The 23,918-nt window shown below is 68.1% G+C and carries 20 protein-coding genes and 1 pseudogene; 15 read left to right on the top strand and 6 right to left on the bottom strand.

Annotated features, from left to right (window positions below; translation table 11 throughout):
• Positions 1-180: 180 nt before the first annotated feature.
• Positions 181-1,485, bottom strand: a complete 1,305-nt coding sequence (locus tag AB0G17_RS20160) for a cytochrome P450 (protein ID WP_361384185.1) — start codon at positions 1,483-1,485, stop codon at positions 181-183.
• Positions 1,486-1,844: 359 nt separating this feature from the next.
• On the opposite strand from AB0G17_RS20160, the gene AB0G17_RS20165 reads away from it, so the two are divergent.
• Complete coding sequence (locus tag AB0G17_RS20165; protein WP_361384188.1) at positions 1,845-2,375, top strand: hypothetical protein; 531 nt, start codon at positions 1,845-1,847, stop codon at positions 2,373-2,375.
• A 524-nt stretch (positions 2,376-2,899) separates the two neighbouring features.
• Here the strand turns inward: AB0G17_RS20165 and AB0G17_RS20170 are convergent.
• Entirely contained in the window at positions 2,900-3,586 is a 687-nt protein-coding gene (locus tag AB0G17_RS20170; protein WP_361384191.1) for a hypothetical protein, read from the bottom strand.
• Between the two features lie 426 nt (positions 3,587-4,012).
• Positions 4,013-4,927, bottom strand: a complete 915-nt coding sequence (locus tag AB0G17_RS20175; protein ID WP_361384194.1) for a hypothetical protein — start codon at positions 4,925-4,927, stop codon at positions 4,013-4,015.
• Between the two features lie 251 nt (positions 4,928-5,178).
• On the opposite strand from AB0G17_RS20175, the gene AB0G17_RS20180 reads away from it, so the two are divergent.
• Positions 5,179-5,418 carry a hypothetical protein gene (locus tag AB0G17_RS20180; protein ID WP_361384197.1) on the top strand — a complete coding sequence of 80 codons (240 nt, stop codon included), beginning with the start codon at positions 5,179-5,181 and terminating at the stop codon, positions 5,416-5,418.
• Positions 5,419-5,641: 223 nt separating this feature from the next.
• Here AB0G17_RS20180 and AB0G17_RS20185 read toward each other — a convergent pair whose 3' ends face one another.
• Positions 5,642-6,613 carry a helix-turn-helix domain-containing protein gene (locus AB0G17_RS20185; RefSeq protein ID WP_361384200.1) on the bottom strand — a complete coding sequence of 324 codons (972 nt, stop codon included), beginning with the start codon at positions 6,611-6,613 and terminating at the stop codon, positions 5,642-5,644.
• Between the two features lie 121 nt (positions 6,614-6,734).
• Here AB0G17_RS20185 and AB0G17_RS20190 point away from each other — a divergent pair, with 121 nt between their 5' ends.
• From AB0G17_RS20190 to AB0G17_RS20210, 5 genes are all read left to right on the top strand, one after another.
• Positions 6,735-7,763, top strand: a complete 1,029-nt coding sequence (locus AB0G17_RS20190) for a saccharopine dehydrogenase NADP-binding domain-containing protein (protein WP_361384203.1) — start codon at positions 6,735-6,737, stop codon at positions 7,761-7,763.
• A 53-nt stretch (positions 7,764-7,816) separates the two neighbouring features.
• On the top strand, positions 7,817-8,653 hold the full coding sequence (locus tag AB0G17_RS20195) for an alpha/beta hydrolase (RefSeq protein WP_361384206.1): 837 nt from the start codon (positions 7,817-7,819) through the stop codon (positions 8,651-8,653).
• Positions 8,654-8,789: 136 nt separating this feature from the next.
• Positions 8,790-9,581 carry an alpha/beta hydrolase gene (locus AB0G17_RS20200; RefSeq protein ID WP_361384209.1) on the top strand — a complete coding sequence of 264 codons (792 nt, stop codon included), beginning with the start codon at positions 8,790-8,792 and terminating at the stop codon, positions 9,579-9,581.
• A 217-nt stretch (positions 9,582-9,798) separates the two neighbouring features.
• Complete coding sequence (locus AB0G17_RS20205) at positions 9,799-9,933, top strand: hypothetical protein (protein ID WP_361384212.1); 135 nt, start codon at positions 9,799-9,801, stop codon at positions 9,931-9,933.
• A gap of 121 nt (positions 9,934-10,054) precedes the next feature.
• A complete protein-coding gene (locus AB0G17_RS20210; RefSeq protein ID WP_361384215.1) occupies positions 10,055-10,639 on the top strand; it encodes an RICIN domain-containing protein in 585 nt (194 codons plus the stop codon).
• Positions 10,640-10,795: 156 nt separating this feature from the next.
• On the opposite strand, the pseudogene AB0G17_RS20215 reads toward AB0G17_RS20210, so the two are convergent.
• A pseudogene (locus AB0G17_RS20215) lies at positions 10,796-10,969 on the bottom strand (metallophosphoesterase); the annotation flags it as partial.
• A gap of 294 nt (positions 10,970-11,263) precedes the next feature.
• Between AB0G17_RS20215 and AB0G17_RS20220 the strand changes: the two are divergent.
• From AB0G17_RS20220 to AB0G17_RS20250, 7 genes are all read left to right on the top strand, one after another.
• Complete coding sequence (locus tag AB0G17_RS20220; RefSeq protein ID WP_361384218.1) at positions 11,264-11,464, top strand: type II toxin-antitoxin system Phd/YefM family antitoxin; 201 nt, start codon at positions 11,264-11,266, stop codon at positions 11,462-11,464.
• Between the two features lie 49 nt (positions 11,465-11,513).
• Positions 11,514-11,882: a DUF6247 family protein gene (locus AB0G17_RS20225; RefSeq protein WP_361384221.1), complete on the top strand. Its 369-nt coding sequence runs from the start codon at positions 11,514-11,516 to the stop codon at positions 11,880-11,882.
• Positions 11,879-12,196 carry a hypothetical protein gene (locus tag AB0G17_RS20230; RefSeq protein ID WP_361384224.1) on the top strand — a complete coding sequence of 106 codons (318 nt, stop codon included), beginning with the start codon at positions 11,879-11,881 and terminating at the stop codon, positions 12,194-12,196. The genes AB0G17_RS20225 and AB0G17_RS20230 overlap by 4 nt, the downstream gene beginning before the upstream one ends.
• A 951-nt stretch (positions 12,197-13,147) precedes the next feature.
• Positions 13,148-16,771, top strand: a complete 3,624-nt coding sequence (locus AB0G17_RS20235; protein WP_361384227.1) for a hypothetical protein — start codon at positions 13,148-13,150, stop codon at positions 16,769-16,771.
• A 134-nt stretch (positions 16,772-16,905) separates the two neighbouring features.
• On the top strand, positions 16,906-21,006 hold the full coding sequence (locus tag AB0G17_RS20240; RefSeq protein WP_361384230.1) for a hypothetical protein: 4,101 nt from the start codon (positions 16,906-16,908) through the stop codon (positions 21,004-21,006).
• Positions 20,984-21,196, top strand: a complete 213-nt coding sequence (locus AB0G17_RS20245) for a hypothetical protein (protein WP_361384233.1) — start codon at positions 20,984-20,986, stop codon at positions 21,194-21,196. Before AB0G17_RS20240 ends, AB0G17_RS20245 begins: the two co-directional genes overlap by 23 nt.
• 323 nt (positions 21,197-21,519) lie before the next feature.
• On the top strand, positions 21,520-21,840 hold the full coding sequence (locus AB0G17_RS20250; RefSeq protein WP_361384236.1) for a Tn3 family transposase: 321 nt from the start codon (positions 21,520-21,522) through the stop codon (positions 21,838-21,840).
• 817 nt (positions 21,841-22,657) lie between these two features.
• Here AB0G17_RS20250 and AB0G17_RS20255 read toward each other — a convergent pair.
• Positions 22,658-23,068 (bottom strand): hypothetical protein, encoded by a 411-nt coding sequence (locus tag AB0G17_RS20255; RefSeq protein WP_361384239.1) that lies wholly within the window; start codon positions 23,066-23,068, stop codon positions 22,658-22,660.
• Between the two features lie 619 nt (positions 23,069-23,687).
• Here AB0G17_RS20255 and AB0G17_RS20260 point away from each other — a divergent pair.
• Positions 23,688-23,918 (top strand): leucine zipper domain-containing protein (locus AB0G17_RS20260; protein ID WP_361384241.1); only part of this gene is annotated, 231 nt, incomplete at its 3' end.

Here is a 23,918-nt window from a genome sequence, read left to right on the forward strand (position 1 = left end):
GCCCCGGGCGTCGACACCGGGCGAGAAGGCGCCGGCACGTCCGGCGGACGCTTCCTGACTGGCCGGGCCGCGGCGGGGGAGACGCGGGCCGGCCAGCCGGGAAGCACCCGCCGGGCGCCGTCCGGACACAGGGGCCAGGTGTGACGACCGGGGTGCGGTGGGGGAAGGGTGCGAAGAGGGTCAGGGCCGGTCGGCGAGCACCGGGTTGAGCTGCGGGTCCCACTCCACCAGCAGGTTCAGCGGCCCGCGGAAGGAGGTGTTGGGCAGATACGTGATCTCCTGGTCCTCGACCAGACGCATGTGGGGCAGCCGCTTGGCAAGCTCCTCGATGAAGATCCGCATCTCCTGGCGGGCGAGGGTCGCGCCCATGCAGGCGTGCGCGCCGAAGCCGAACGTCATATGACGGTTGGGGCGGTCCCGGTCGATGTCGAAGACCTCCGGATCCTCGAAGACCGCCTCGTCGTGGTTGGCCGAAGAGGTGATCATCATGATCTTGCCGCCGGCCGGGATCGTGACACCGCCGACCGTGGTCTCCTTGACGGCCAGACGCCGCCAGGCGGCCACCGAACCGTCGTAACGCAGCGACTCCTCCACCGCCTTGGGAATGAGCGCGGGGTCGGCGCACACGCGCTCCCAGGTCTCCGGGTTCTCCAGGAGGGCGCGCATCGCGTTGCCGCTGGCGTTGGTGGTGGTCTCGTGCGCGGCGACCAGACCGGCCAGCGCCGTGGTCTGCAGCTCGTTCTCACCGAAGAGACCGGGCTTGTCCTGGCTCTCACGGATCAGATGCGGAAGCCAGCCCGGCCCGTCGGCGTTCTGCTGGATCTTCTCCACCAGCTCGCCGGTGAACTCCCAGTACCGGCCCAGGTTGGAAGCGACCTGCTTCTGCTCCTCGGGCGACGGCCGCCCGTACATGAACACCGTCTGGTCCAGGGTGAACTGCCGGCACGCCGCGATGTCCTCATCGGGAATGCCCATGAAGATGAGCGCGATGGTGATGGGCGCCTCCTGGAAGAGATCGGCCATCAGATCGGCGCGCCCCTTCTTCACGAACGTGTCGACATAGGTGCCGACCAGCTCCTGAATACGCGGAAGAAGGGCCTCGACCTCCTTGCCCTTGAACGGCCCCTGGTGCGCCTTGCGGCGCTCACGGTGCGACTCGCCGTCCTCGTTGACCAGCGCGAGGCCGGGGTTGAACCCGTGCTCGATCAGAATCCCGATGGTCTCCTCGGTCGACGGGGTGATCTGGTCCAGGGTGATGGAGGCCGAGAAGGTCTCCGTGTCCTTGAAGATCTCCTTGACGTCGTCGTACCGGGTCACGACCCAGTAATCCAGCTCCGGACTGTAGAAGACCGGCTCCTCGGTGCGCGCGTCGGCCATCGACACACCCGGATGGGCCTGGTACTCGGCCCCGAACGGGTCGAAACCGGCGGCCAGTCCGGTAACCGGGCAACCGGTCGGACTCTTGAGATCGGGACTCGTGGTCATGGACTTCCCCTCGAAAACCAAGCGACGGGCTCGGGCTGCTCAAATGCGGGCGCTAGCCGTGACATTACGATCACCCCCGCGCCACCCCAACCCTTAATGTGACCGGCTGCACCCCTATCGCGCGGGGACCGGCAGCGGCTGCGCTGGAGGGTCCGGGCGCACCTCCGCGGCGATGACGGGCACGTCGCGGTCCGGCAGGGCGTGCAGCCGGGCGTAAATGGGCGCACGGTGCGGCGCGAAGGCGCGGCGGTGCTTCGGTCCGCCCGGGGAAGAAGGTAGAACCGCGGAGGCCAGGGGTAGCCAAGGTGCCCGGTATCCGCGCCGATGGCGGACGCACGCACGGGCAGCCAAGGAGAACCATGACCGGTAAGCATGGCATCGGGATCGCTCTGTCCTCCCTCGCCCTGATGGCGGCGAGTGTCGGATGGGCGCCCACAGCGCAGGCCCACACCGCTCAGAACTGCACCGGGCAGGAGAACATCACCTACGGATCAGGGCTCGGTCTCTCCTCCAGGACCACGACCATCACCGTCGACGGCGGCTACCACTGCACGGATGCTTCAGGCCGCAGCACCACGGCCGAGTACCACACCGAGGGCACCACCCCGGCCACATGCCTGCTCCTCGCGTCGAACAAAGCCAGGGAAACCCTGCATTACGCGGACGGCAGCACAGCAGTCATCGCCTACGACTCCGGTACCTCTTTGCGGATTTTGGGTCTCAACACCGCCAGACTCCACGGTGTAGTCATCAGCGGACGCGGCAAGGGATCCACTGCCGAGAAAATCATCCAGACGGTGCCCGCAAACCTTCCGACCGACTGTGTGCTCACCGACGGCATCCGGCACACCACCGCTTTCACGCACCTGAGCATCCGACCAAACCCGTGAACAACCCACGGCGGACCGATCTGGTCGACGCGTGCCGCGCCGACCGAGGCCGACGGAGTCGGCTTCGCCGTCCATGGTGAACCGCTCCAGGGGCAGCCGACCCACACGGCCTTCCGTCCGCCGGTGGTGAGCCGTACTTCCCCCATGCTCCTGCCATCAGCCGGAGATGAGTGGAGGTCAGCTCATCCCGGGTCTCGAGTCCGAGCTGTCGCTGGGTCGCAGCCGCCCGCACCACCGTGACCGCGGCTGCCGGCTCCCGCGTATCTGAGCCTTCATCGGATGCCTCCCTGTCCTCCCCCTCCTGGCTCTGTCCAGGAAAGCCGGCCCCCCGGCGCTCTGGACCCCACGCCCCGGGAGCACCCCGGCGCGGCCCGGGCCCTGAGACCCGGGCGCCGGACGTGCGTCTTGCACGGCTGTGCGGCGACGCGCCGATCCGTGGGGGCGCGGCGTCGCAGAAGGGCCGGCAGCACCTGCGCCGGGCATCCGGGCCCCGACGTCAGCCCGGGTGGTCGTGGCGGATGGCGCTACTGCGCACGCGCGCTCTGGCCTGCCTTCAGTCGTTCCGACCGTGCGAAGGGAAGGGCGGGGCCGGCCATGTCCTGCTGCTCAGACTGCTCCGACTGCTCCGACTGCTCCGACTGCTCCTGCTGCTCCTGTTGCGTCTCGTGGAGCACGGTGGTGGCAAGACGGCGCAGGACATCGGCGTGTTCGGTGAGAACCCGGTGCGTGTGGGAGTCGTCCGGGTCGGTGAGCAGCAGACGGGCCGCGGTGTTGACGGCACGCAGCCGCGGCTTCTGGGCATCCCGCTGGCATGCGGGGAGGCACCGCCAGGCGGTGTTGGCGACCGTGACGAGCCGCCAGGTGGGGGAGGAGGCGGGCTCCGCCTCGTAGAAGCGCAGGGCGTGGCGGCTGATCAGCCAGTACGACAAAGCCACCGACGCACCGGTGACGGCGTCGAACGCCAGCCACGGGTAGGCGAGCCGGCGGTGCCCGGTCAGTTCGTCGACCAGCCATGCGAGTCCGGCGCCGCCCGCACCGAAAACAGCAAGAGCGACCAGGGTGAAGAGCAGCACTGCGGGAAAGAGACCAATACAATTATCGCTCTCCAGGCGCGTCAGACCTTTCCAGTGGGGGGCGAGATAGCGGGCGTACCGCACAGTTCTGGGGGCGGGCTCGATGATGGCGATACGTCTCGCCCAGCTTACAGCCATAGCAATTTCACTCCACGAGTCCTGAGGGTGCACATATTGGACATTTGAGGGAACGAGTGGAGTGCGCGTGAGGCCCTGCCGAGAACTAGAAATAACGTTCCTGTGAACCGGATGTTACACCGAACGGCGGGGCGCAATAAAGGCGCATAAAGGCGGCGCGTTCAGCTTTATGAAGAGCAGGTCGGTAAATATCCCCGGCGGCTGCGCCGTGAAATAACGTTTCTTTGGATCGCCCATCTGTACGGTCCGTACCGAATGGACGTCCTACCCGCAGATGCACGTCTTCGAGGTCATAGGAGGGAATTCCCTGCCGACGGCGAGCCGCCGCACCCACGGCGGACGGGGCCGCCGAACAGCCGAGTGCGGTGGCCGGCCAGGTGCGGAGCGCGCGCACCGCACCTCCGGCCGGCCGCCTCGCGCGAGGGCCTACTGCGAACCGTGGGAGGCCGTCTGCCAGTGGTTGAGAATCCCGTCCCAGTTGTACGCGACGGTCTGCGAGTCGGCTGGAACATACGGCTCGTAGTAGTCCTGAGTCCAGGCGCCGGGATGACCCGCCATCGGCTGCGTCGGTACGGCGCCGACGCCGGAAAGCACATACCGGTGGTGCTCGGAAGGCGCCTCGTCATACCCGGGATCGTCCTCGACTGCCGCCTGGCCACGAGAGCGCCGGTGGCGGCCCGGCTCCCGGGCGTGCTGCTCGCTCAGCCGCCCCTCGGCGGACAACTGCTGCACACGGGTCACCAACTGCACCAGCTCCAGCCCGAACTGACTGGCCAGAACGGTCAGGTCGAGGCCCTGCTGCCAGCTGCTGACCAGCAGCGCGTCCAGCGCGGCCGTCCACGGTTGCCCACCTGGCGTGGGCTGGCCCTGTGCGGGCGGCCTGACAGGCGGCGCCGTGTGGTCGTACGACTCCTGCACAACAGGAGGCTGATGCTGGTTCTGGGGCGGCTGCGCCTGTGGAGGCGGAGCCTGAGCGGCCTGGCTCTGAGTGGCCTGAGCCCGCCAATAGGCCGACCCCTGCGGGCCCGGCCCGGCCGACGCCGCCGGCGGCGGGGCGTAGGCCTGTCCTGCGACCGGCGGTTCGAACGTGTCATAGGTCTCCGGGACAGTGTCGTCCTGCGGACGCGGCGGGGGGACGAGAAGCGAATTGGCGACACTCCGCGCGTTCTCCTTGCCCACCGAGCGCCGGGCCTGCCGCACCTCCCTTTCCTGCAGGCCCAGCAGCCCCGCCACCACCCCGTCACTGCCCACAGTCACGGCGAACGCGGCCAGCGTCTGGCTCCGGTTGGCCTGCGCCTCATCCAGCGACACCTGTGTCTCCCGCACATGGTCGTCGCTCATACAAAATGCCCTCGCAAGCACCGCATGCCGTTCCCACAGTTGCCTCGGTTCCATACTGCACTTAACGCGTGATGCCATGTTCGGCTCCGCTCCGATTTCATCGCCACTCGATTGGCCGTCCCCAACCGTCCGTGAAGCTTGTCCCACATTCCGCGCCGGCCCCCGAATGGCCCAATCCCTCCGCAGCGGAACATCGTTGAACTGAAGTGCCTCAAATTAAAGCGCAACTGTTGCGACGCCTGGGAGCCTGGATGATGTACTCCGCCGGCCACGAGGGCAACGACGTCCTCCCGCCACCCGTGTACCTCGAAAACTCCGGGAAGGTCGTCAAACTGGAATACGCCGGCGAACCCCTCACCACTCTGCTCGCCGAGCTCGACCACATCAGGGACAGCACACGGCCCCGCCGCAGATGCCGCCAAGACGTACAGGAGCGGCCAACCCACGCCGGCGTCCCGGCCCAGAAGGCACGGACCACATCGCCCGAATGAGGGACTGCGGCTGCGCGTCCGCCCGCACCGGGCCGACGCGCGCGGCGGCTTGCCGACACAGCCGACGATCAGATGTGGTGTCAGCTCACTGACCTGTCTGTCTGACCTGACGGATGCCCTTGGGCATGAGTCTTGGTGGGGCGGACCTGCTGTCCCTTTGGGTGTGTGAGATTCCCTGGGGTCTTTGAGAACTCGTATGGGATTGTGCGGGGACGGGGTGGTGTCACCTGTTGCTGTCGCGTTCGGGTCCGGGGTCGGTGTGGGTGCGGAAGGTGCGGCGGTAGGTGTCCGGGGGGACGCCGACGGTTCGGTGGAAGTGCCGGCGCAGGGTGGTGGAGGTGCCCATGCCGGTGGTGGTGGCGATGGTGTCGATGGTGTCGTCGGTGGTTTCCAGGAGTTCCTGGGCGTGGCGGATGCGTTGGGTGTGAAGCCACTGCAGCGGTGTGGTGCCGGTGAGTGATTTGAAGTGGCGGCCCAGGTGGCGCGAGCTCATGCGTGCCTGTCGGGCCAGGTCCTCCACGGTGAGCGGCTCGTCCAGGCGTTGCAGGACCCAGGGGAAGAGCTCGGCGAGGGGGTGGTTGCCGGGGTCGGGAACCGGGGTGGAGATGAACTGGGCCTGCCCGCCGTCGCGGTGTGGGGGAACGACCAGCCGACGGGCGATCTTGTTGGCGTTCGCCGAGCCGTGGTCGAGGCGGACGAGGTGCAGGCACAGGTCCATGGCGGCGGCCTTGCCGGCCGAGGTGAGCACGTCGCCGTTGTCGACGTAGAGGACGTCCGGGTCCACCGTGACGCCGGGATGGCGGCGGGCGAGTTCCCCGGTGTGCGCCCAGTGCGTGGTGGCGCGTTTGCCGTTCAGCAGGCCGGCGGCGGCCAGGACGAATGCCCCTGTGCACAGGGAGACCACGCGTGCGCCCGCCGCGTGGGCCGCGCGCACGGCGTCGATGAGCTCCACGGGCGGGTCCACATCCGTGTCGGCCCAGCCGGGAACGATCACCGTGTCGGCGTGCGGAAGGTGGTCGAGTCCGTGGTCCATCTCCAGGCGGAAGCGGTCGATCCGCACGGCGCCCGGTCCGCAGAGGGAGAAGTCGTACCAGGGGTCCACGATGTGGGTCAGATCCGAGCCGAACACCTCGATCGCCATGGACAGCTCGAAATGCAGCATGCCGTCGGTGACGGCCAGCGCGACGGTATGCATGTCCGAAAGTGTATGACGCATGTCGTTCCAGACGCTCGTGGGGGGTCCCGTTTCTCGTCAGGATGTACACAACGGATCACAGCGGAGCAGCCGCGGAGCAGCCGGATGCAGGGAGCAACTCATGGGCACGGGCCAGCAGGTGGCGGTTTTCGGCGCGTACGGGCACACCGGACGGTTCGTCGTGGCGGAGCTCCTCAAGCGCGGGTACGTCCCTGTGCTGAGCGGCCGTGACGCCGACAAGCTGAAGGCACTGGCGCACGAGGCGGGCCTGGAGGCGCGGGTGGCGTCGGCCGGCGACGCGGCCTCACTCGACCGGGCCCTGGCCGGTACGTCTGCCGTGATCAACTGTGCCGGGCCGTTCGCGTCCACGACGGCCCCCGTCATCGAGGCCGCCCTGCGGGCCGGGATTGCGTATCTGGACGTCGCGGCCGAGATCGAGGCCAACCTCGACACCTTTGCCCACTTCGCCGACCGGGCACGCCAAGCAGGAGCGCTCATCGTCCCGGCGATGGCCTTCTTCGGCGGTCTGGGCGACCTGCTGGCCACCGCGGCGATGGGCGACTGGACCCAGGCCGACTCGGCGCACGTCGCCTACGGACTGAGCCACTGGCACCCCACCGCCGGCACCCGCCTGTCCGGCGCGGTCTCCCGGGAGCGGCGCGGCGACTACCGCCTGCGCTACACCGGCGGGCAGTGGGAGCACCGCACCGATGCCCCGCCCGCCCTGCAATGGTCCTTCCCCGAGCCGATGGGATCACGTCAGGTGATCGGGGAGTTCACCATGGCCGACGTGGTGACCATCCCCAGCCATCTGGCCATCCCGGACGTGACCACGTACATGACGGCCGAGGCAGCCCGCGACGTCGTCTCGCCCGACACGCCCGCGCCGGCTGCGGCCGACGAGAGCGGCCGGTCCGACCAGACCTTCCTCATCGACGCCGTCATACGGTCGGGCGACACGGAACGACGCGCCGTCGCACGCGGGCAGGACATCTACGCCGTCACCGCGCCCCTCGTCGTGGAAGCCCTCGACCGCGTCCTCGGCGGTCGCACCCACGCGGTCGGCGTCGCCTCCGCGGGCCAGATGTTCGACGCCCCCGACTTCCTGCGCGCACTGTCCCCGCACATCACCCTGGAACTGCATCCCTGAGGACTCTCGTACCGGACAGCCCGTGACAGCCACTTCCTGAAGGAACCCCCGCCATGCCGTACTTCGAGTCCGCCACGGACCGCGCCCGCCTCCATTTCGTCGACTACGGTCCCTCGGACGGCCCCGTCATCGTCTTCGTCAACGGCGCCTACTTCGGTACGGAGATGTGGGAGTACCAGATGGTGCCGCTGGTGGCCGAAGGGTTCCGCTGCGTGGGCTTCGACCGAAGGGGACACGGCAGGTCCGAGGACGTCTGGGACGGCTTCGACCTCGACACCCTCGCCCGGGACCTGGGCTCGCTGCTCGATCACCTGGACCTGCGCGACGTCACCTTGGCGGCGCATTCGATCGGCACGGCCGAGGTGGTCCGGTACCTGACCCTGCGCGGTACCGACCGGGTGGCGCGTGTGGCCCTGATCGGCGGAATCGCCCCGGGCCCGGCCCGCTCCGCGGACCACCCGCAGGGACTGGACCCGGAGCTGATCCGCGGATTCAACAAGACCTTCCGGCAGGACCGGGCCAAGTTCTTCGCCGACGGCGCCAACGCGTTCTTCGCCCGCCATCTGCCCGGCCCGCAGGTGTCGGACGCGTACGTGGCGTACATGGTGGACCGCTGCCACGGGGCAACGGCGCACGCCGCATGCGCCCTGGGGGACATCCTGCCCTCCCTGAACCTCGTCCCGGAGCTGGTGAAGGTCGACTGCCCGGTCCTCGTCATCCATGGATCGGACGACGCCTCCGCACCCCTGGCCCTCACCGGCCGCCGCACGGCGGACCTTGTCCCGGGGGCGGAGCTGCACGTGTACGAGTACGCGGGTCACGGACTGTTCGCCACCCACGCGGACCGCCTCAACGACGACCTGCGCGCCTTCGCCTCCGGCCGCGCCTGACTCCTGACGGTCGAGCCCACGACCCGCGCAGTGCGTGAGCTTCCGTCCGCCCCACCTCGCCACCGAGGCACTCAACTGGACGGTGTTCGCAGAAGGACCGCCACCCAGACACCCCGAACCAACGGAGCTTTACGCCATGACGGTCCAGCCCACCCGTGCCGCGCTCACCATCGACGGCCGCGCCCTGTCATACCTCGACTTCGGCGGAACCGGCCGCCCCCTGGTGACTCTGCACGGCCACCTCTCCGAGGGAGCATCTTTCACCGCCCTCGCTGCCGCCCTCGGGCCCCAGTGGCGGGTGATCGCACCCGACCAGCGCGGTCACGGCGACTCAGATCGCGCCCCCGAATACACCCGCGCCGGCTACGTCGCCGACCTCCTCACCCTCCTCGACCACCTCGGCATCGACCGTGCGGTCTTCCTGGGCCACTCCCTCGGCGCGTTCAACGCCTTCCACCTGGCCGGCGAACGCCCAGAACTGGTCGAGGCCCTGATCATCGTCGACACCGCCGTCGACCTCCCCGACCACGGCACCAGCCCCCTCGCCTTCGTCCTCGACTTCCCCTACACCGCAGCCACCCGCGAGGAACTCGCCGCCTCCTGCGGACCCCTGGCCGCCGCCCTCGGCCCCCTGCTGCGCCCACTGCCCGACGGCTCCGGCTGGCGACTGCCCTTCCACCCGCAGGACACCGTCGACTCCGAGAACCTCGTCCACGGCGACCACTGGAAGCAGTGGCTCGCTACCGACTGCCCGGCGCTCCTGATCCACGGGCTGCGCAGCCAGGTCCTGCCCACCGAACAGGCGCAGGCCATGTGCTCCAGACGCCCCGAGACGACCTACCGCTCCCTGGACACCGACCACTTCGTCCAGCAGGCCGACCCGGAGGGCTTCGCCACCGCGGTCCGAGAGTTCCTCGCGAGTATCTGAACCACTCGCAGCACCGCGGGGCCGGAGCGGGCAACGATGCCCCGGCTCGGGTCGCCGGCATGGCGCGCCGCCCACAGGGTTCGAGCGACCAGCGACGGAGGCCGCTTCGCCCACCAGCCAGGACGGTCTGATGGGTGCGTTAGTGGATCGTTAAGCCAGCCTGCCACGATCCCCACCGTGTCGGCAGAAACACCGGCACCCAGCCAAAGGAGAAACCATGAGCGTCACCAAGCGAGCCGCCGCCATCCTCGCCACGGCCATCGCCGCCCTCAGCCTCACCGCGGGTGCCATCGCCCTCCAGGACAGCGGCCACAGCACCACGCAGGCCGGCAATGTCACCAACCGCCCGTAACCGCTGCATCTGTCGCGACTCCGGCCCCCGCCCACCAGGGCAAGAGCCGCTTTCCAGGTTTCGCTGTCGGGGCGCCAGTGGTGCACACCTGCCCCTGTACTCAGGCAGCTCAGCTGTCCTTATGGTCTTCAAGCTCATCTCGCCGAAGATGACAGAAAAAAATGGGGAAGGTTCGTATTCCGTGAGGAACTTCAAGCGCGTTTCCGTTGCCGCAGGCGCACTATTCGCAGCGTTGACCATGATGTTCACGCTCTCGCCCACTGCCTCCGCGGTCGACAACATGCTCATGAACCAGAGCGGTTGGTGTCTGGGTGTCGACGGGGGATACGACGGTAACGGCGGGAGTCCGATGCTCTGGACTTGCAACAACAACCCTGATCAGCACTGGGTCTACTCCCGAGTCGGCTCCGATTCTTCGGGCACGTACTACAACATGACCAACGACTCAGGTCGCTGCCTCGGCATTCTGAACGGCTCCAGATCCGCAGGTACAGGGGCGATCCTGTGGGACTGCAACGGCAACGACGACCAGCACTGGTACATCGACCGCAACTACCGTGACAGCAGCGGCAACCTGATGGACCACCTTCGCAACAGGGGTTCCGGCATGTGTCTTGGCTCCCTCAACGGCGGTGGCCGCGGTGCCTACATGATTCAGTGGCCCTGCAACAACAATCCCGACCAGATCTGGTATCGGCAGAACTGACTGCGTGTTCCCTACTGGGCGATGTCCGGGCATGCAGCCGCCGCCGTACACAGCGCGAGGCCTCGCCATGCCACGGCTCGCCCACCCGCCTCTCGCGTCCTTACCCGGGGGTAGTGGCCGGCCTCTGGTGACGCGAGCCCAGATGGAGGCGACGGGCCGGTCACCGAGGCCGGTCAGCAGGTCCAGAACCGCGCTGGGTTGCGGTCCGCAGGCGATGTCACCCGTGAGGACGATCAGGTCCGCCTTGGCGACATCGGGTTCCGCAAGGACCGCCTCCACGGCCGGCAGCACGCCATGGATGTCGGAGAGGACTGCTACACGCTTCACCATCACCCCAAGTATCCCAGGTGCACGCGCACTTGGTGACTCGCCACGGGGTGTCGGCCGGGTGCGTGGTGATGCCCTCGGTGAGGAACTGCGATCGCAATCACGGCGGCAGCCGCCGTGCACGCGGCTGTGACGCGCTCACCGGGGACAGCCATGGCGATGGAGAGCCTCGGGGTGATCTGGGTGAGCGACGGTGCCGTGCGCGTCTTCCCGTCTGGGGCCTGCCGTGGCCGGGCGGTCGGCTCCCGTACCGGCGGAACTATCGCAACTATGATAGTTGGAGGAAGGGTCGGGTTCATGGAGACGAGGACGTACACGACGATCGACCTGCGCAAGCAGATGGGCGAGATCCTCGATCGCACCCGGATTGCGGGCGAGCCCGCGGCGATCACTCGCAAGGGCAAGACTCTCGCCTACCTCGTGCCAGCTGAGTGGTTCGAGCAGTACACGACTGCCCAGAACCCGTCGGCCCGCGCCTCCGGCCAGGACGCGGCCTGACCGCCCGGCCACGCTGACCGCCCGGCCACGCGAACAGGAAGCCCGCGTCATGACTGCCCAGCCCGTGCAATTCGACGGCCCCGGCGGTGACAGGCCCCGCCATGTGCCACCGATGCCGGAACGCACCCCCCAGGCGCTGCGCCTGGCCATCCAGGAGCATGCTCCCCACCTGCTGCCGGACTTCGAGGCCCACTGGCGCCGCGCAATCGGTGACGCCTTCAACCTCACGCCGGTCCCGGCGTTCATGCGCCTGTGGTGGACCCAATACGCCATCGCCCGCGACCCCGGCCTGGAAGCCCATCTGCGTGACCTCGAGGCCCGCGCGGCGACGTCGAAGGATCCTGCCGAGTCGACCCGTCTGCTGGCCGAGTACAGCGGCCTGCGCCGCCAGGCGGGTGCCGTGGAGCCCGGCCGGTGACCGATGAGCTCCCCGGCCCGCCGTGGCAGATGGACTGGACGGCAGAGGCCCTTCAGGAGTTCGAGGGCATGCCCGAGGACGGCAAGCAGCTGGTCCTGTCGGCCCGCGCGGAGCTGATCACCGCCGCGGACCCCTATTACCGGGGCATCGACGCCGACCTCGGCCTGCCGCATCGGATTACCGTCCGACCGCTGGCGTCGACCAGCCCGGGCGGCCCGCACATCGCCGACCTCGCCGGTGGCCGCGGCTGGCTCATCTTCACCTTCACCTGCCGCCACGCCGACCCACAGATCACCGTCACCGACGCCTTCTGAGCCTGACCCCGGCGATAGGCGCTGCGGGTTCTTCACGGGGCAGCGACAAGGGAGTACCTACTTCGGGCCCGCGCGTTCGCCCGCACTGAGATCCGGGCTGAGGTCGTGGCGGAGGCGCGCGGCGTAGTGTCGGCAGCGGTGGTACCGGCTTTCGCGTGGGGTTCGACCGGGCTCGTTTGACGAGCTCGGTGTGCACTCGCGAGGCGTCCCCCCCTCACTCACACACGATGCTGGCAGCCGGCACATCTCACGGTCACCGTGAACCGCTCCAGGGGCAGCCGACCCACAGGCCTTCCGTCCGGCCGGTGGCGAACCATCGCCATCATGTCCGCTCCGACCTCCCCAACTCCCGCACTATCAGACAGACATGAGTACAAGTCAGCTTGCCCCGGCCTCAAGTCCCAGCCGCTGTACCGCGGTCACCGGGGCCGCCCCGGCCGTACCAAGCAGCCGTCACCCTCGCTTCACTCCTGATGCGGGCGTGACATTTGAAGACAACTCCTAGGGCGAAACACCGTGGCAGAGCCTGGTCGCCCGCCTGGTGGAGGTGGTGCTGGAGGTGAGGGCCTGGGCCGCTCGCGCGGCGGGTTCACCAGCAAGCTCCACCTGAGCGCGGACGGCCACTGCCGCAGGTTTTCCCCCCGTCCTGCAGGCGACGGGACCTGCGCCGCTCGCCGTCCTCACCACAAAGACGGCGCACCACACCTTCCCCAGACCGGCGGTCCGCACCGGAGGGGGCCGGCTCGTTGTCGTCGGGTCCCTGGAGAGAGCGGATCGGAGGTATGCCCATCTTGGGGCATCGGCTGGGCCACCCAGCCCACACCCGACTGTTCCGGGAGAACATCTGAAGCAATCCTGGACAGCGACAGACCCGACAGCCGCTCCCGCTCGCCCTGCGAAGAGAGGCATGCCGCAGGGTCGTGAGCTGGGCCTTTCGGCAGGAGCTTCAGCATGATTGCACCCGTTCAGGTGGGCAGCGCCGCCTCCCCGGTCGCGCCGTTCCGCAACCCCTTCCCGTACGACGGGAACGCGCCGGTGGGCACCGGGTTCTGTGAGGCGTTCTTCGTGGACGCGACGGGGGTGGTGAAGTACCTGAGCTCCCACGCGGGCCGGTACTGGTCGGTGGAGGATCCACCCGGTGCGCCGTCGGAGGGGTGGCAGCTGGGGGGTGGTGACTCGGGGGGCATCGTCGCGGTGCTGAACCTGTGGGAACGGCCCGGTGGTATCTATCTGTTCTGGACCGATCCGTCCGGTTTCCTGGCGTCGTGCCGGCTGGACGAGAGCGGGCAGCTGGACACGCCGGTGCTCTTCAATGGCCAGAACGGCAACCCGAGCGCGCCGATCACCGGCAACCTGCAGGTCGCCTACACACAGGTCACGGCCACCGGTGGCCCCGGGCAGGAGTCCCTGACCACTGTCGGCGGGACTGCGGTGGTCTACGGCACCCATGTCACCGACGGCAGCGACGAGCTGGTCGTCATGTTCTGGAACACCGAGCAGTGGACCGTCAACACCTACACGGGGATCGACGAGGGTTACGAGGAGCCCGTCCCGTTCGGGTCCCAACTGACCAACAACGGTTTCACGATGGTGCCGTTCAACCCGGACGATTCCGAGAACATCAGCTGGTTCCTGTTCTGCAACCTCAGCTTTCAGAGGGACAACTCCATGCTCGGGATGTTCTACGGGGTGTCGGGCCCCGACCCTGGCCCCACTGTGCAGATGATGAACGAGATCGACCCGCCTTCGGGCGCCATGCGGCAGGGCACCGGGATCATCGCCGGGGTTTCCGTCATGGACCAGACCCTGAGCGTCAAGATCAGCTGCATGTACGTGGACAGCACGGGCAACCTGATGAGCTGGCTGGCCATTGAGAACATCCCCGCGTATGCGGTGCCGGTGCCGGATCTCGACTGCCAGTCGGTGGCAGTGGGCAGCGTCGTGTCGGCAGCCTTCACCTCGCTGTACCTGGTCACCGGTGACCAGAATGCCTATGCGCTGCCCCAGGTGGGGCAGTGCTTCGACGGCCAGGTGCCGATGTTCGGCCTGCCCTCCCAGCTCCACGCCGCGGGCTCGGGCACCGACCTGCTCACGCTCGCCCCGGACAGGGTCATGTTCGACGCCCCGTGCGTCTTCGCGGTCGGCACCGACAGCACTCTGTGGCTGTACGAGCCCAACGGTCAGAAAGGCTCGTTCGACACCACGTTGTCCGCCTGGACAGGGCAGTGGGGTGCGACGCAGATCCAGACCGGGACGGTGACGGGGGCGCTGTCGACCGGCACGGCGATCCCGTCAGGTACCGGCCTCCAGTCGTCGGCGGGCTGGTACCTGCTCATGCAGACCAGCGGCAATCTCACGGTCAGCGACGGCCCGGACTCCGCAGTGGTGTGGGAGACCGGTACCACCGGCAACGGGGTCGACGCCGCATTCACCTCCGACGGCCACCTGGAGGTGTACGACGGTGCCGGCCTCCCCGTCTGGACCTCCGACACCTACGGCAAGCCCGCGGGCGACACGATGGCCTTTGACGACGGCGACAACTGGCTGCAACTGCTGAACTTCCAGGGCAAGCACCCCGTCTACCAGGCCGTCCCCAGCCCCAACCCTGCGCCCACCGAGCTGGTGGGAGCCGAGAGCTCGTACGTCTCCGTCATGTCCTGCAACGGGTTCGTGCTGGCCCTGCAGGAGGACGGCAACCTCACCCTGTGCACGTACGACGGTGACCAAGTATGGGATAGCGGCACCGTGGGGGCCGGGAAGGACGCCATGTTCACCCAGAGCAGCGGTACCGAGGGCGGCAGTCTCGAGATCTACGGGTCCAATGGATCCACGATCTGGTCCTCCCACCGTTTCGGTGGCACCGCGGGCACCCGGATCCAGCTCGCCCCGACAGGACTGCAGATCCTCGACGCCGGTGACACCGTGGTCTTCCAGTCCCTGTCCAGCCCCTCCCCCGCCGGTACTCCCTTGCCGGTCGGTACGGTCATGTCCGCGGGCGGATTCGCCCTGGCTTTCCAGGCCGGCGGCGACCTCACCCTGTTCCTCCCGGACGGCACTGCGGTCTGGAGCACCGACACCGCGGGTACCGGCGCGAGTGCCGCGTTCTCGGCCGAGGGCAACCTCGAGGTCTACGACACCTCCAGCACCGTGATCTGGTCATCCGCCGACTACGGGGGCAGCGCGGGCGCCTGGTTGGAACTCACCTCCAACGGCCTGCAGATCCTGGACGCCTACGGCGCTGTGGTCTTCCAGTCCGTCCCCAGCCCCTGCCCGGCCGGCACCGCCTTCAGCCCCGGCACCGTCATGTTCGGCGACGGGAACGTCCTCGCCTTCGGGGACGACGGGAACCTCGCCCTCACCACCGGCTACGGCGGGCCCGTCGGGTGGGAGACGGGCATCACGAACGCCGCCGTGAGCGGTGCGTTCACCGGCGACGGCGCCCTGGAGCTGTACAACAGCGCGGGCACCGCCATCTGGGCCTCCACCACCTGGGGCCGCCCTGGCACCCGTATGCAACTCGCCGCCGACGGCCTGCAGATCCTCGACGACAACGATGCCGTGGTCTTCCAGTCCCTCCCCGGCACGTGTCCGGCCGGGACCGTCCTGTCCGCGGGCACGGTCCTGTCCGTAGGCGGGTACGCGCTGGCCCTGCAGACCACCGGAGCCGAGGCCGGGAACCTCACCCTCACCCAGGGGCTGGGCGGCAGGGTGCTGTGGGACTCCGGCACCACCGGCAAGGGAGTCGACGCCGCATTCACCGCCAAGGGATTCCTCGAGGTCTACGACAGCGCCAGCAACACCGTCTGGTCCTCCACCGACTGGACCGCCGACCAAGGGGGCACCCCGGGCGCCCAGTTGCAGCTCGCCGCCACCGGTGTGCAGATCCTCGATGCCCACAGCGCCGTGATCTTCCAGGCCGTTCCCAGCCCCTGCCCGGCCGGCACCGCCCTGCCCGTGGGGGCGGTCATGTCCCTCGGCGGGTACACCCTCGCCTTCGACACGGGGGACCTGTACCTCAGCCGCGCCGGCGGCGCCGCGCTGTGGTCCACCGGCGTCGGACAGCTCGCCCAGGTCAGCAGCGTCTGCTTCGACTCGACCGGCAACCTGACCCTCCTGGACGCGAACGGCGCCCAGCTCTGGGTCACCGGCACCAACGGCAACTCCGTCAACGCCTGCGGAGCCACCCTGGCCCTCGCAGGCGGCGCCGCCGTGATCGCCGACGCCGTCGCCAACCAGCTGTGGACCAGCGCCCCGATGCCCTCGACCGTTCCGGGCGGCACGTACTTCTCGAACGGATCGAAGATGGTCACCGAGCAGCAGGGCCGGCGATTCACCTTCGAGGAGAACGGCTTCCAGCTCTGGAGCTGGGAGGGGCCGGGCTGGTCTTCCCCCTCCGCACCCGAGGGACCCGCCTTCGGCGTGTTCCAGAGCGACGGCAACCTCGTGGTCTACAGCGCGAACGGCACGGTCTTCTGGACTTCGCAAACCTCTGCCTCAGCAGCCATTCTCAACCTCACTGACGGCGCCGTGTCCATCATCGGCCGCAGTGGCACACCGATCTGGTCGCACTCCTGAGCCCCGGCCCGGGCTACCACCGCGTCCTGCGAAGCCCTCCCGGAGCGTCCCGCGCTCCGGTTGCCCGGGTGGCACCACCACCCCTCGTCAGTACCTGAACGGGCATGCGAGCCAAGGGAAATGAGAGACCGGACATGAGCACTGCCGCCTACCAGCCGACCGGTGCGTTCACCGCCACCGCCCACAGCGTCCTGTGCCAGGACTGGGTCAACACCGACAACATCATCGTCAGCCTGCCGGCGAACAACCCTCAGCAGACCATGTCGCAACCGCAGGCTGCGGCGTTCTGCAACCCCAACAACCGCTTCTTCGCGGGGGCCGCCGAGGCCTTCGTCATCACCGACACGACCGCCGACGGCAAGTCCGACGGCAAGTCCGACGGCAAGTCCGACGGCAGGTCCGACGGCAGGTCCGACGGCACCGTCCAACTGCAGTACCTGGCGCAGGACCCCACCTCCGTGAAGGGCTGGACCCTCACCCCGCTCACCCCTCCCGCCGATGCCACGGGCACCCCCTTCGCGGTGGTCGCGTTCATGCAGGGCGAGACCCCGCACTTCGTCTGTGTTCTGGACGACAACGGCTATTACCACTGGTGGCACGGCTGGCAGAACAGCGACCTCACCTTCGACGGCACCTTCACGACCTGGATGGCCAATGGGGTCGACCAGGCATGGAACTACGCCGGCCTGAGCGTGTGCTACTACCTGCCCGAGTTCCAGGTCAGCGGCCCCGACCCGGCTGCGACGGTGTCCATGGTCTGCAGCTTCGGCGACCTTCAGGCCGTGTGCACCATGAACTGGGACGGCAGCGACTGGCAGTCGAACACGACGCTGCTGCCCACCGGTGACACGGTGGGCCCGGGAGCCGTCCTGCTTCCGTTCGGCCACGCCAATTTCGCGCTCGTCGCCACTCAGGGCGGGGCGTTCCAGTCGTACTGGTCAGTTGTCGGGGATCCGCTCCAGGCGGAGGACTTCTATCGCCCCTCCGAGACCCTCCCCCCGATCACCGAACCGTCGTATGCCTGCGGGATGGTGTGGACAGGCTCCGACTACGGCTTCCGGCCCGTCTACCTCGACACGAAAGGCATCCCGTTCCTGTACGACCAGGTGTACGGGAGCGTGATCCTGCCCGTGAACGCGCCCGGCGACATCGAGCTGGCGCAGGCTGTCACCAGCACCACCAGCGGGCAGCCCCTGACGACGGTGTACTTCGCCGACGAGGACGAGAACCTGTCCGTCCTCAACCAGACCGGCTTCTACCGGAACAGCGCCAACCCGAACGCCTGCACCGCCCAGTGGGCAGCCAGCATCCCGATCGCCACCGGCGACAGCGAGACCCAGAGCGAGGGTGTGTCCGCGCTCTACCCGTCCTACTACCCCCTGGACCCGCCCACCCTGTTCACCGCCAACGCCATCGGCGAACTCCGGCTGCACCAGCTCAACACCAACTCCACCACCGGCAGCTCCGGCTGGCTCTGCCACACCCCCGCCCTGAACCAGAAGCTCTCCTACGAGACCACCAACTACCGCACCCAGGTCACGTTCATCGACTCCCAGAACGTGCCCGTCGCGTACTACCCGTTGAAGCTGACCGCGCCCTTGCCCACCGGCGTCGTCCTGGCCGACGGCACCCTCCAGATCGTCGGTCCGCAGGCCGGCCAGGACGCCACCGTCACCACCGACGCCGGTGGCACTGTCACCCTGATCATCGCGGCCTCCGACTTCTCCCCGCCCACCGTGGTCCTCACCGACCCGGCCGCCGTCACCGTTCCGCCCTCCGGCCTGCAGGGCGAGCTTGAGATCAACCCCGGCGGACCCGTTCAGGCCTACCTCGCCGGCGGCCCGACCGGCATGCAGAACGCCGGCGTCAACGCCAATGGCACCCTCAACTACCTCAGCCCGCAGTACGGGACCTTCAACACCAACGTCACCGGCCAGGCCGACCTGTTCCCCGGCTGCTCCGGCTCCACCCCCACCATGAGCCCCCAGGACGCCGTCACCGCCGTCAACAACACCATGGCCGTGGGCGTCGAGAAGGCCGGCGGTACCCCCGGCCCCCGCTCCTGCGCCGGCTTCATCATCAACTGCAACGGCCGCGTCCCCGGCCGCCCCTCCTACCAGGAGTTCGCCACCCGCGAAGAACTCCATGCCGAGCTCGCCCACCACCGCCAGTACCTCCCGGGCGGCTTCATCAGCGACATCAAGGACTTCTTCACCGACGTCTGGGAGGCCATCAAGAAGGGCGTCGCCAAGGTCGACCACTTCGTCGCCGACCTCGAAGCGGGCATCGTCTCCTTCGGCATCCTCATCAAGGACAAGTTCATCCAGCTCGGCGACTACATCATCGAAGGCATCGAAGACGCCTGCAACGCCGTCATGGCCGTCTTCTCCGCCATCGAGGCCTTCATCAAGGACGTCGTCGACTTCCTCAAGGCCTGCTTCGACGCCACCAACATTCTCGCCACCCAGAAGGCACTCGCCGACGGCCTGGAGAAGACCATCCAGGCGGGCCAGCAGGCCGTCAGTAACGCCATCACCCAGATCGGCCCGAACTCGAAGCTGTTCCACGACCTGATCGACGACCTCAACAGCCGGATCACCTCCGCCGCCCACGCGATCGGCCCGAACGCGAGCGCCGCCAGTACACCGAACTGGCAGAACCCCGGCACCCAGGCCCAGCACACCAGCCCCATCCAGCAGACCGACTCCGGTGGCTCGCCCGTCTCCACCGCCGACCTGACCAGCAGCCCCCACGTCCACTACCTCACCTCCCAGACCTTCGCCGCCGCCACCCCGCCACCTACGAGCAGCAATTCCGGCACCCGGACCGCGCCGAGGCCTCCGGAGGCGACGGCAGCCACGCCCGGCGCGGGCGGCATGTTCAGCGCCCTCATCGAGGACTTCGTCCGACGGGTCGGATCGGAGCCCGCCGCCGCAGACGACGATGACGACCCCTTGTGGGACTTCTGCCGCTCGCTGGCCCAGCCGCCCATCTCGACGTACGTGCTCGCCTTCGGCAACGACCTGGACAAGCTCGCCGAATGGATCCTCGGCGAGATCGACCCCTCCGCGCCGGCCTCCTGGTCGGACATCAACATCCAGGCACTGCTGCTGAAGATCGTCGAGGACGGCCTCGACTCCCTGCTCGCGCTGCTCGACGCGATCGTCATCGCCTTCCTCGAGGTGATCCAGGACGCCCTGGGCACGCTCCTGGACGTACTGCAGCAGGACATGGGCGGGTTGCTGGCCGTCCCGATCCAACTGGTCTGGGACCTGTTCAACCTGATCGCCGGCACCGGCGACGACAGTCCCGTCAGCCTCGAAACGGCTCTCACCCTGCTGGCGGCCGTCCCCGCCAACATCGTCGCCACCATCGTCAACGGCGGGGCCACCAGCATCACCTGGCCCCCCGACTTCAGCGACAGACCCGGCCCCGGTGTCCCCGGCCCCGAGATCAACCCCTCAGGCTGGGCGGTCTACTGCGCCATCGGCATGATCAGCGAATTCGTCGCGGGCCTCGCCTTCTTCGCCCAGGACGCGACCGCGTCTCCGTGGGAGATGAAAGGGAACGCCGACGACAAGCTGTACTGGGATCAGGTGGGCAAGGGAATCTACGGAGTCGGGGTGGTCGCCAACACGATCTCGTACGGCCTGAGCTTCCCTCTGGACGACATCACCACCTGGCCGGTGATCGACTGGTTTGCGGGGGCCGGCATCGCCGACGCAACGATGATCTTCTGGGAACTGGCCAAATGGCAGGAGATGAACACGTTCATGGCGTCCAGTACGCGGCCCACCCAACAGCAGCAGGACACGGCCTTCGCGCTGTCGCTGATCTCCGTCTGCCTCGGTCTCACGTCCCTGGGCGTCGGCATCGCCTGCAGCGTCGAGGAAGAGAAGGGCCACCACTGGGACGCCAACCACATCATGTCCCTCGTCAGTTCGATCATCACTCCGTTCTCCAACATCGCCGCACCGTTCGGCACCCAGTTCGTCCAGAACAAGTGCGACCCCTGGGTGAAGGTCGTGCCGTGCGTCGCCGACCTCATCAGCTACGGCGGCGGCGGCCTCCTCAACCTGCTCGTCAACCTGGGAGTCGGCAAGGAAGTAGCAGCGGCCCGCACGGTGGCCCCGGGCGGCGGAGAATCGGTTCGTGTCGGGGCTGAACACGGGACGGACGGACCAGTTCAAGATCAAGCCCCTCAGCCCCGGTGTGATCGCGCTGTCAGTCCATGACGGCCCGTCGTCGCAGGTGACGGTCAGCTTGCCTCTCTTCCCGAGGACCGGCCGGATCGACGACCAGTTCGGCAAGGTGCTGGGTGTTTGCCGGAAGATCCAACTGGTCGAGGAGGGCCGGCGCGGCAGCCGGTTCCAGGCCGCCGTAGATGTCGTGGAAACTCGCCCGAAGACCCCGGAAGACGGCTGAATGCAGGGCGGGAAGCCGAGCGGCGGTGCGGTTCGCCGACTCCTTCACCGTCCAGCGCACCGGGCCCCGAACACTCCAGAACCAGCCGGGCTCGGCGGAGCAGGGCTTCCGATGGCTTGGCCACCACTCGGTCGATGTCGTTACGGAGGACCTCGGCGAGGGCCATCGCGGAAGTGGTCTGGTCCTCGAACCAATCCACCCACAGCGAGTAGGTGAAGGCCTCGACTTCCCTGTCTGCCTCCAGCCGCTGACGGTAGCCGCCCCACAGCACGTCGCTCGGCAGGGAACCCTCCGCACCCTCGTTCGCGAACCGGATCTCGCACGTGACCCAGTACTCGTCGAGGAGGTCCAGCAGCCCGAAGGCCAACCGGACCTGGTGGCAGTTGGAGGAGATATCCGTCCTCGCACTCCATCTCCTCCAGACCGCGCTCGTCTTCGTCAACACCCTGATGATCCAGGACATGCTCACCGACCCGGAGTGGGCGAACCTCCTGACCGACGAGGACAAACGTGCCCTGACCCCGCTGTTCTGGATGCACATCCAGCCCTACGGCGAGGTACGGCTGAACATGGGCAGCCGTCTCCAGCTCGCCCACCCCGTACCCCAGGAGCCGGACCCCGAGCCGGAGCCCGCCGCGGCCTGATGCGCTGTCAGTGCCCCGCGCCACACTGGCCTCCTCGCCGACCAGCAGGGGGGCCAGCGTGGCGTTCAGGGCCGTACACGCCGAGTGGGGAACCGTCTTCGCGCACCTGTCCGACCTCGGATGCGGACGCAGCTGGGAAGCGGTCTGGAAAACCCGGCCACCCGCCCCGCTGACCTGCGACGAGTGCCGACATCCGATGTACGCGGAAGACCTCCCGCAGCGGCTTACGGTTCTTCGCCCACGCCCCCGCCGCCCCCACCTGCGCGCTCGGTCTGGAGTCCGTCGCCCACCACCTGCTGAAGCTGGAACTGGCGAACGCGGCCCGGGACGCCGGCGCCCACGCCGAACTCGAAGCCCCCGGCCCCGACGGCGCCTGGCGGGCCGACGTCCTGGCCACCGACCCCGCCGGAGCCTGGAAGACGGCCCTCGAAGCCCAGCTCGCACCGATCACCAGCGTCGACATCACCGCCCGCACCGAAAAGATGACGGCCGACGGCGTCACCTCGATCTGGTTCAGCGACCGGCCCCGCCCGCCCTGGCTCGGCATCGTTCGCAGCCGCCCGCGCAGCGCGACGGCGGTCTCCAGCAGTGCGCTGCGGACCGGACCACGGCTGGTCTTTGCCAGTGGCGTCTGTGGGGGCCTCCCGCACCCCTTTCGGCGGCGGTCGAACCGGGCTCAGGCACGTATCTCCTGAGGGACGATCAACAGGCCTGTCGCTGGTTACTGGGAGTGACTCCGCGCGCCAGACCTTCGGTTTACGCCGGGACGCAGTCCATCGTGCGGCTCATTCGATGGCGTAGGCGATGAGGACCGCGCTCAGCGGACGGCCTGGGCCTGGACCGTCCACGTGGTATGAAACGTCATCCCTTGGCAGCGGATGTCGGAGTCTTCCTTCAACTTCACAGCGCCAGCCAGCACGAATGGCAGGTTGGCCTGGCTGAGGTCAAGCGTGGGCAGGGGGCCCACGCCGGCCGTGGACAGTTCGATCTGATCGTGGCAGTACGTCATGTCGTCGGCGTTCGCAACGGTGTCGACAACGACATCGCCGGCGGCAATGGCGATCAGTTGGGCCCTTACATTGCTGTTCGGGTTGGTGAAGGTGAGGGTGACGTCTGCGGTTTCACCGGGCAGCAGTGTGGCGGTTTGCTCGCCGGTGACCGTGATGGGGACGAAGTACTCGGCGGAGCCTGCCACTGGGCCCGATGTGCTCTGCTGGATGAAAGGCATGATGTACCTCCTGCTCAGACGGACTGGATGTGCGTAGGAACGGTTTGTCCTCGGCGGCCCGTGCTTCACCGACGCTCGTCAGCGATCAGTGGGCGCTGCCGTGGATTTTCTTGCCGGAACCTGGAGTCGGCGGCTCGCAGCCGCCCGGGAGCCCGATCAGCCGATGTGGCCACATCGGCCTATGGGCCTGGGAAGGGGCCAGCGCTCTGTCGCCGAGAACGCGGACGGCCCTCCCGCTCAGGTCGATCGAAACAGTGGTGAGGGAAGAACACGTCGGCCGGAAACCGTTGCCTCTGCGGGCACTCAGGAAAACGGTCAGGACGGCAGCCGAACCCCGGCCTGGAACGCCGTCCTGGGGCCGACGGTGGGTCAGCTGCCACTCTCCCGTTGGAGGGACGGGCGGCTCACCTGTTCGGATGCGTACAGTAACCCATTCGCACCACACCGTTGACAAGCATATTGACGTCACGTCACCCGAACAGTGGAGCGCTCAGAGTCGACAGCCCGCGGGAAGTGCGCCCTTCGGGTCGTCCCGCATGCGATGGCCTGGCCGGGGCGCGCCTATAAAACTGCCGGACGTTGTTGACACTCGGGTCTCCGATCACTCGGGAGATCTGCCATGCCCACTTCGCTGCAACAGCAACAGGACCGTCAGGCCCAGCATCGCCTGGCGGTCCTGCGTCACGCCGAGGAAGTCATCGGAAACGTTGCGCTGACCTGTCGCTACCACGGCATCAGCCGCACCTGCTTCTACAAGTGGCTGCGCCGGTACCAGGACGAGGGCCTCGAGGGCCTGCGGGATCGCTCCAGCAAGCCCCACCACTGCCCCCATGCCACCGAAGCCGACGTC

Source organism: Streptomyces sp. NPDC023838, assembly GCF_040639555.1.
Taxonomy (GTDB): domain Bacteria; phylum Actinomycetota; class Actinomycetes; order Streptomycetales; family Streptomycetaceae; genus Streptomyces.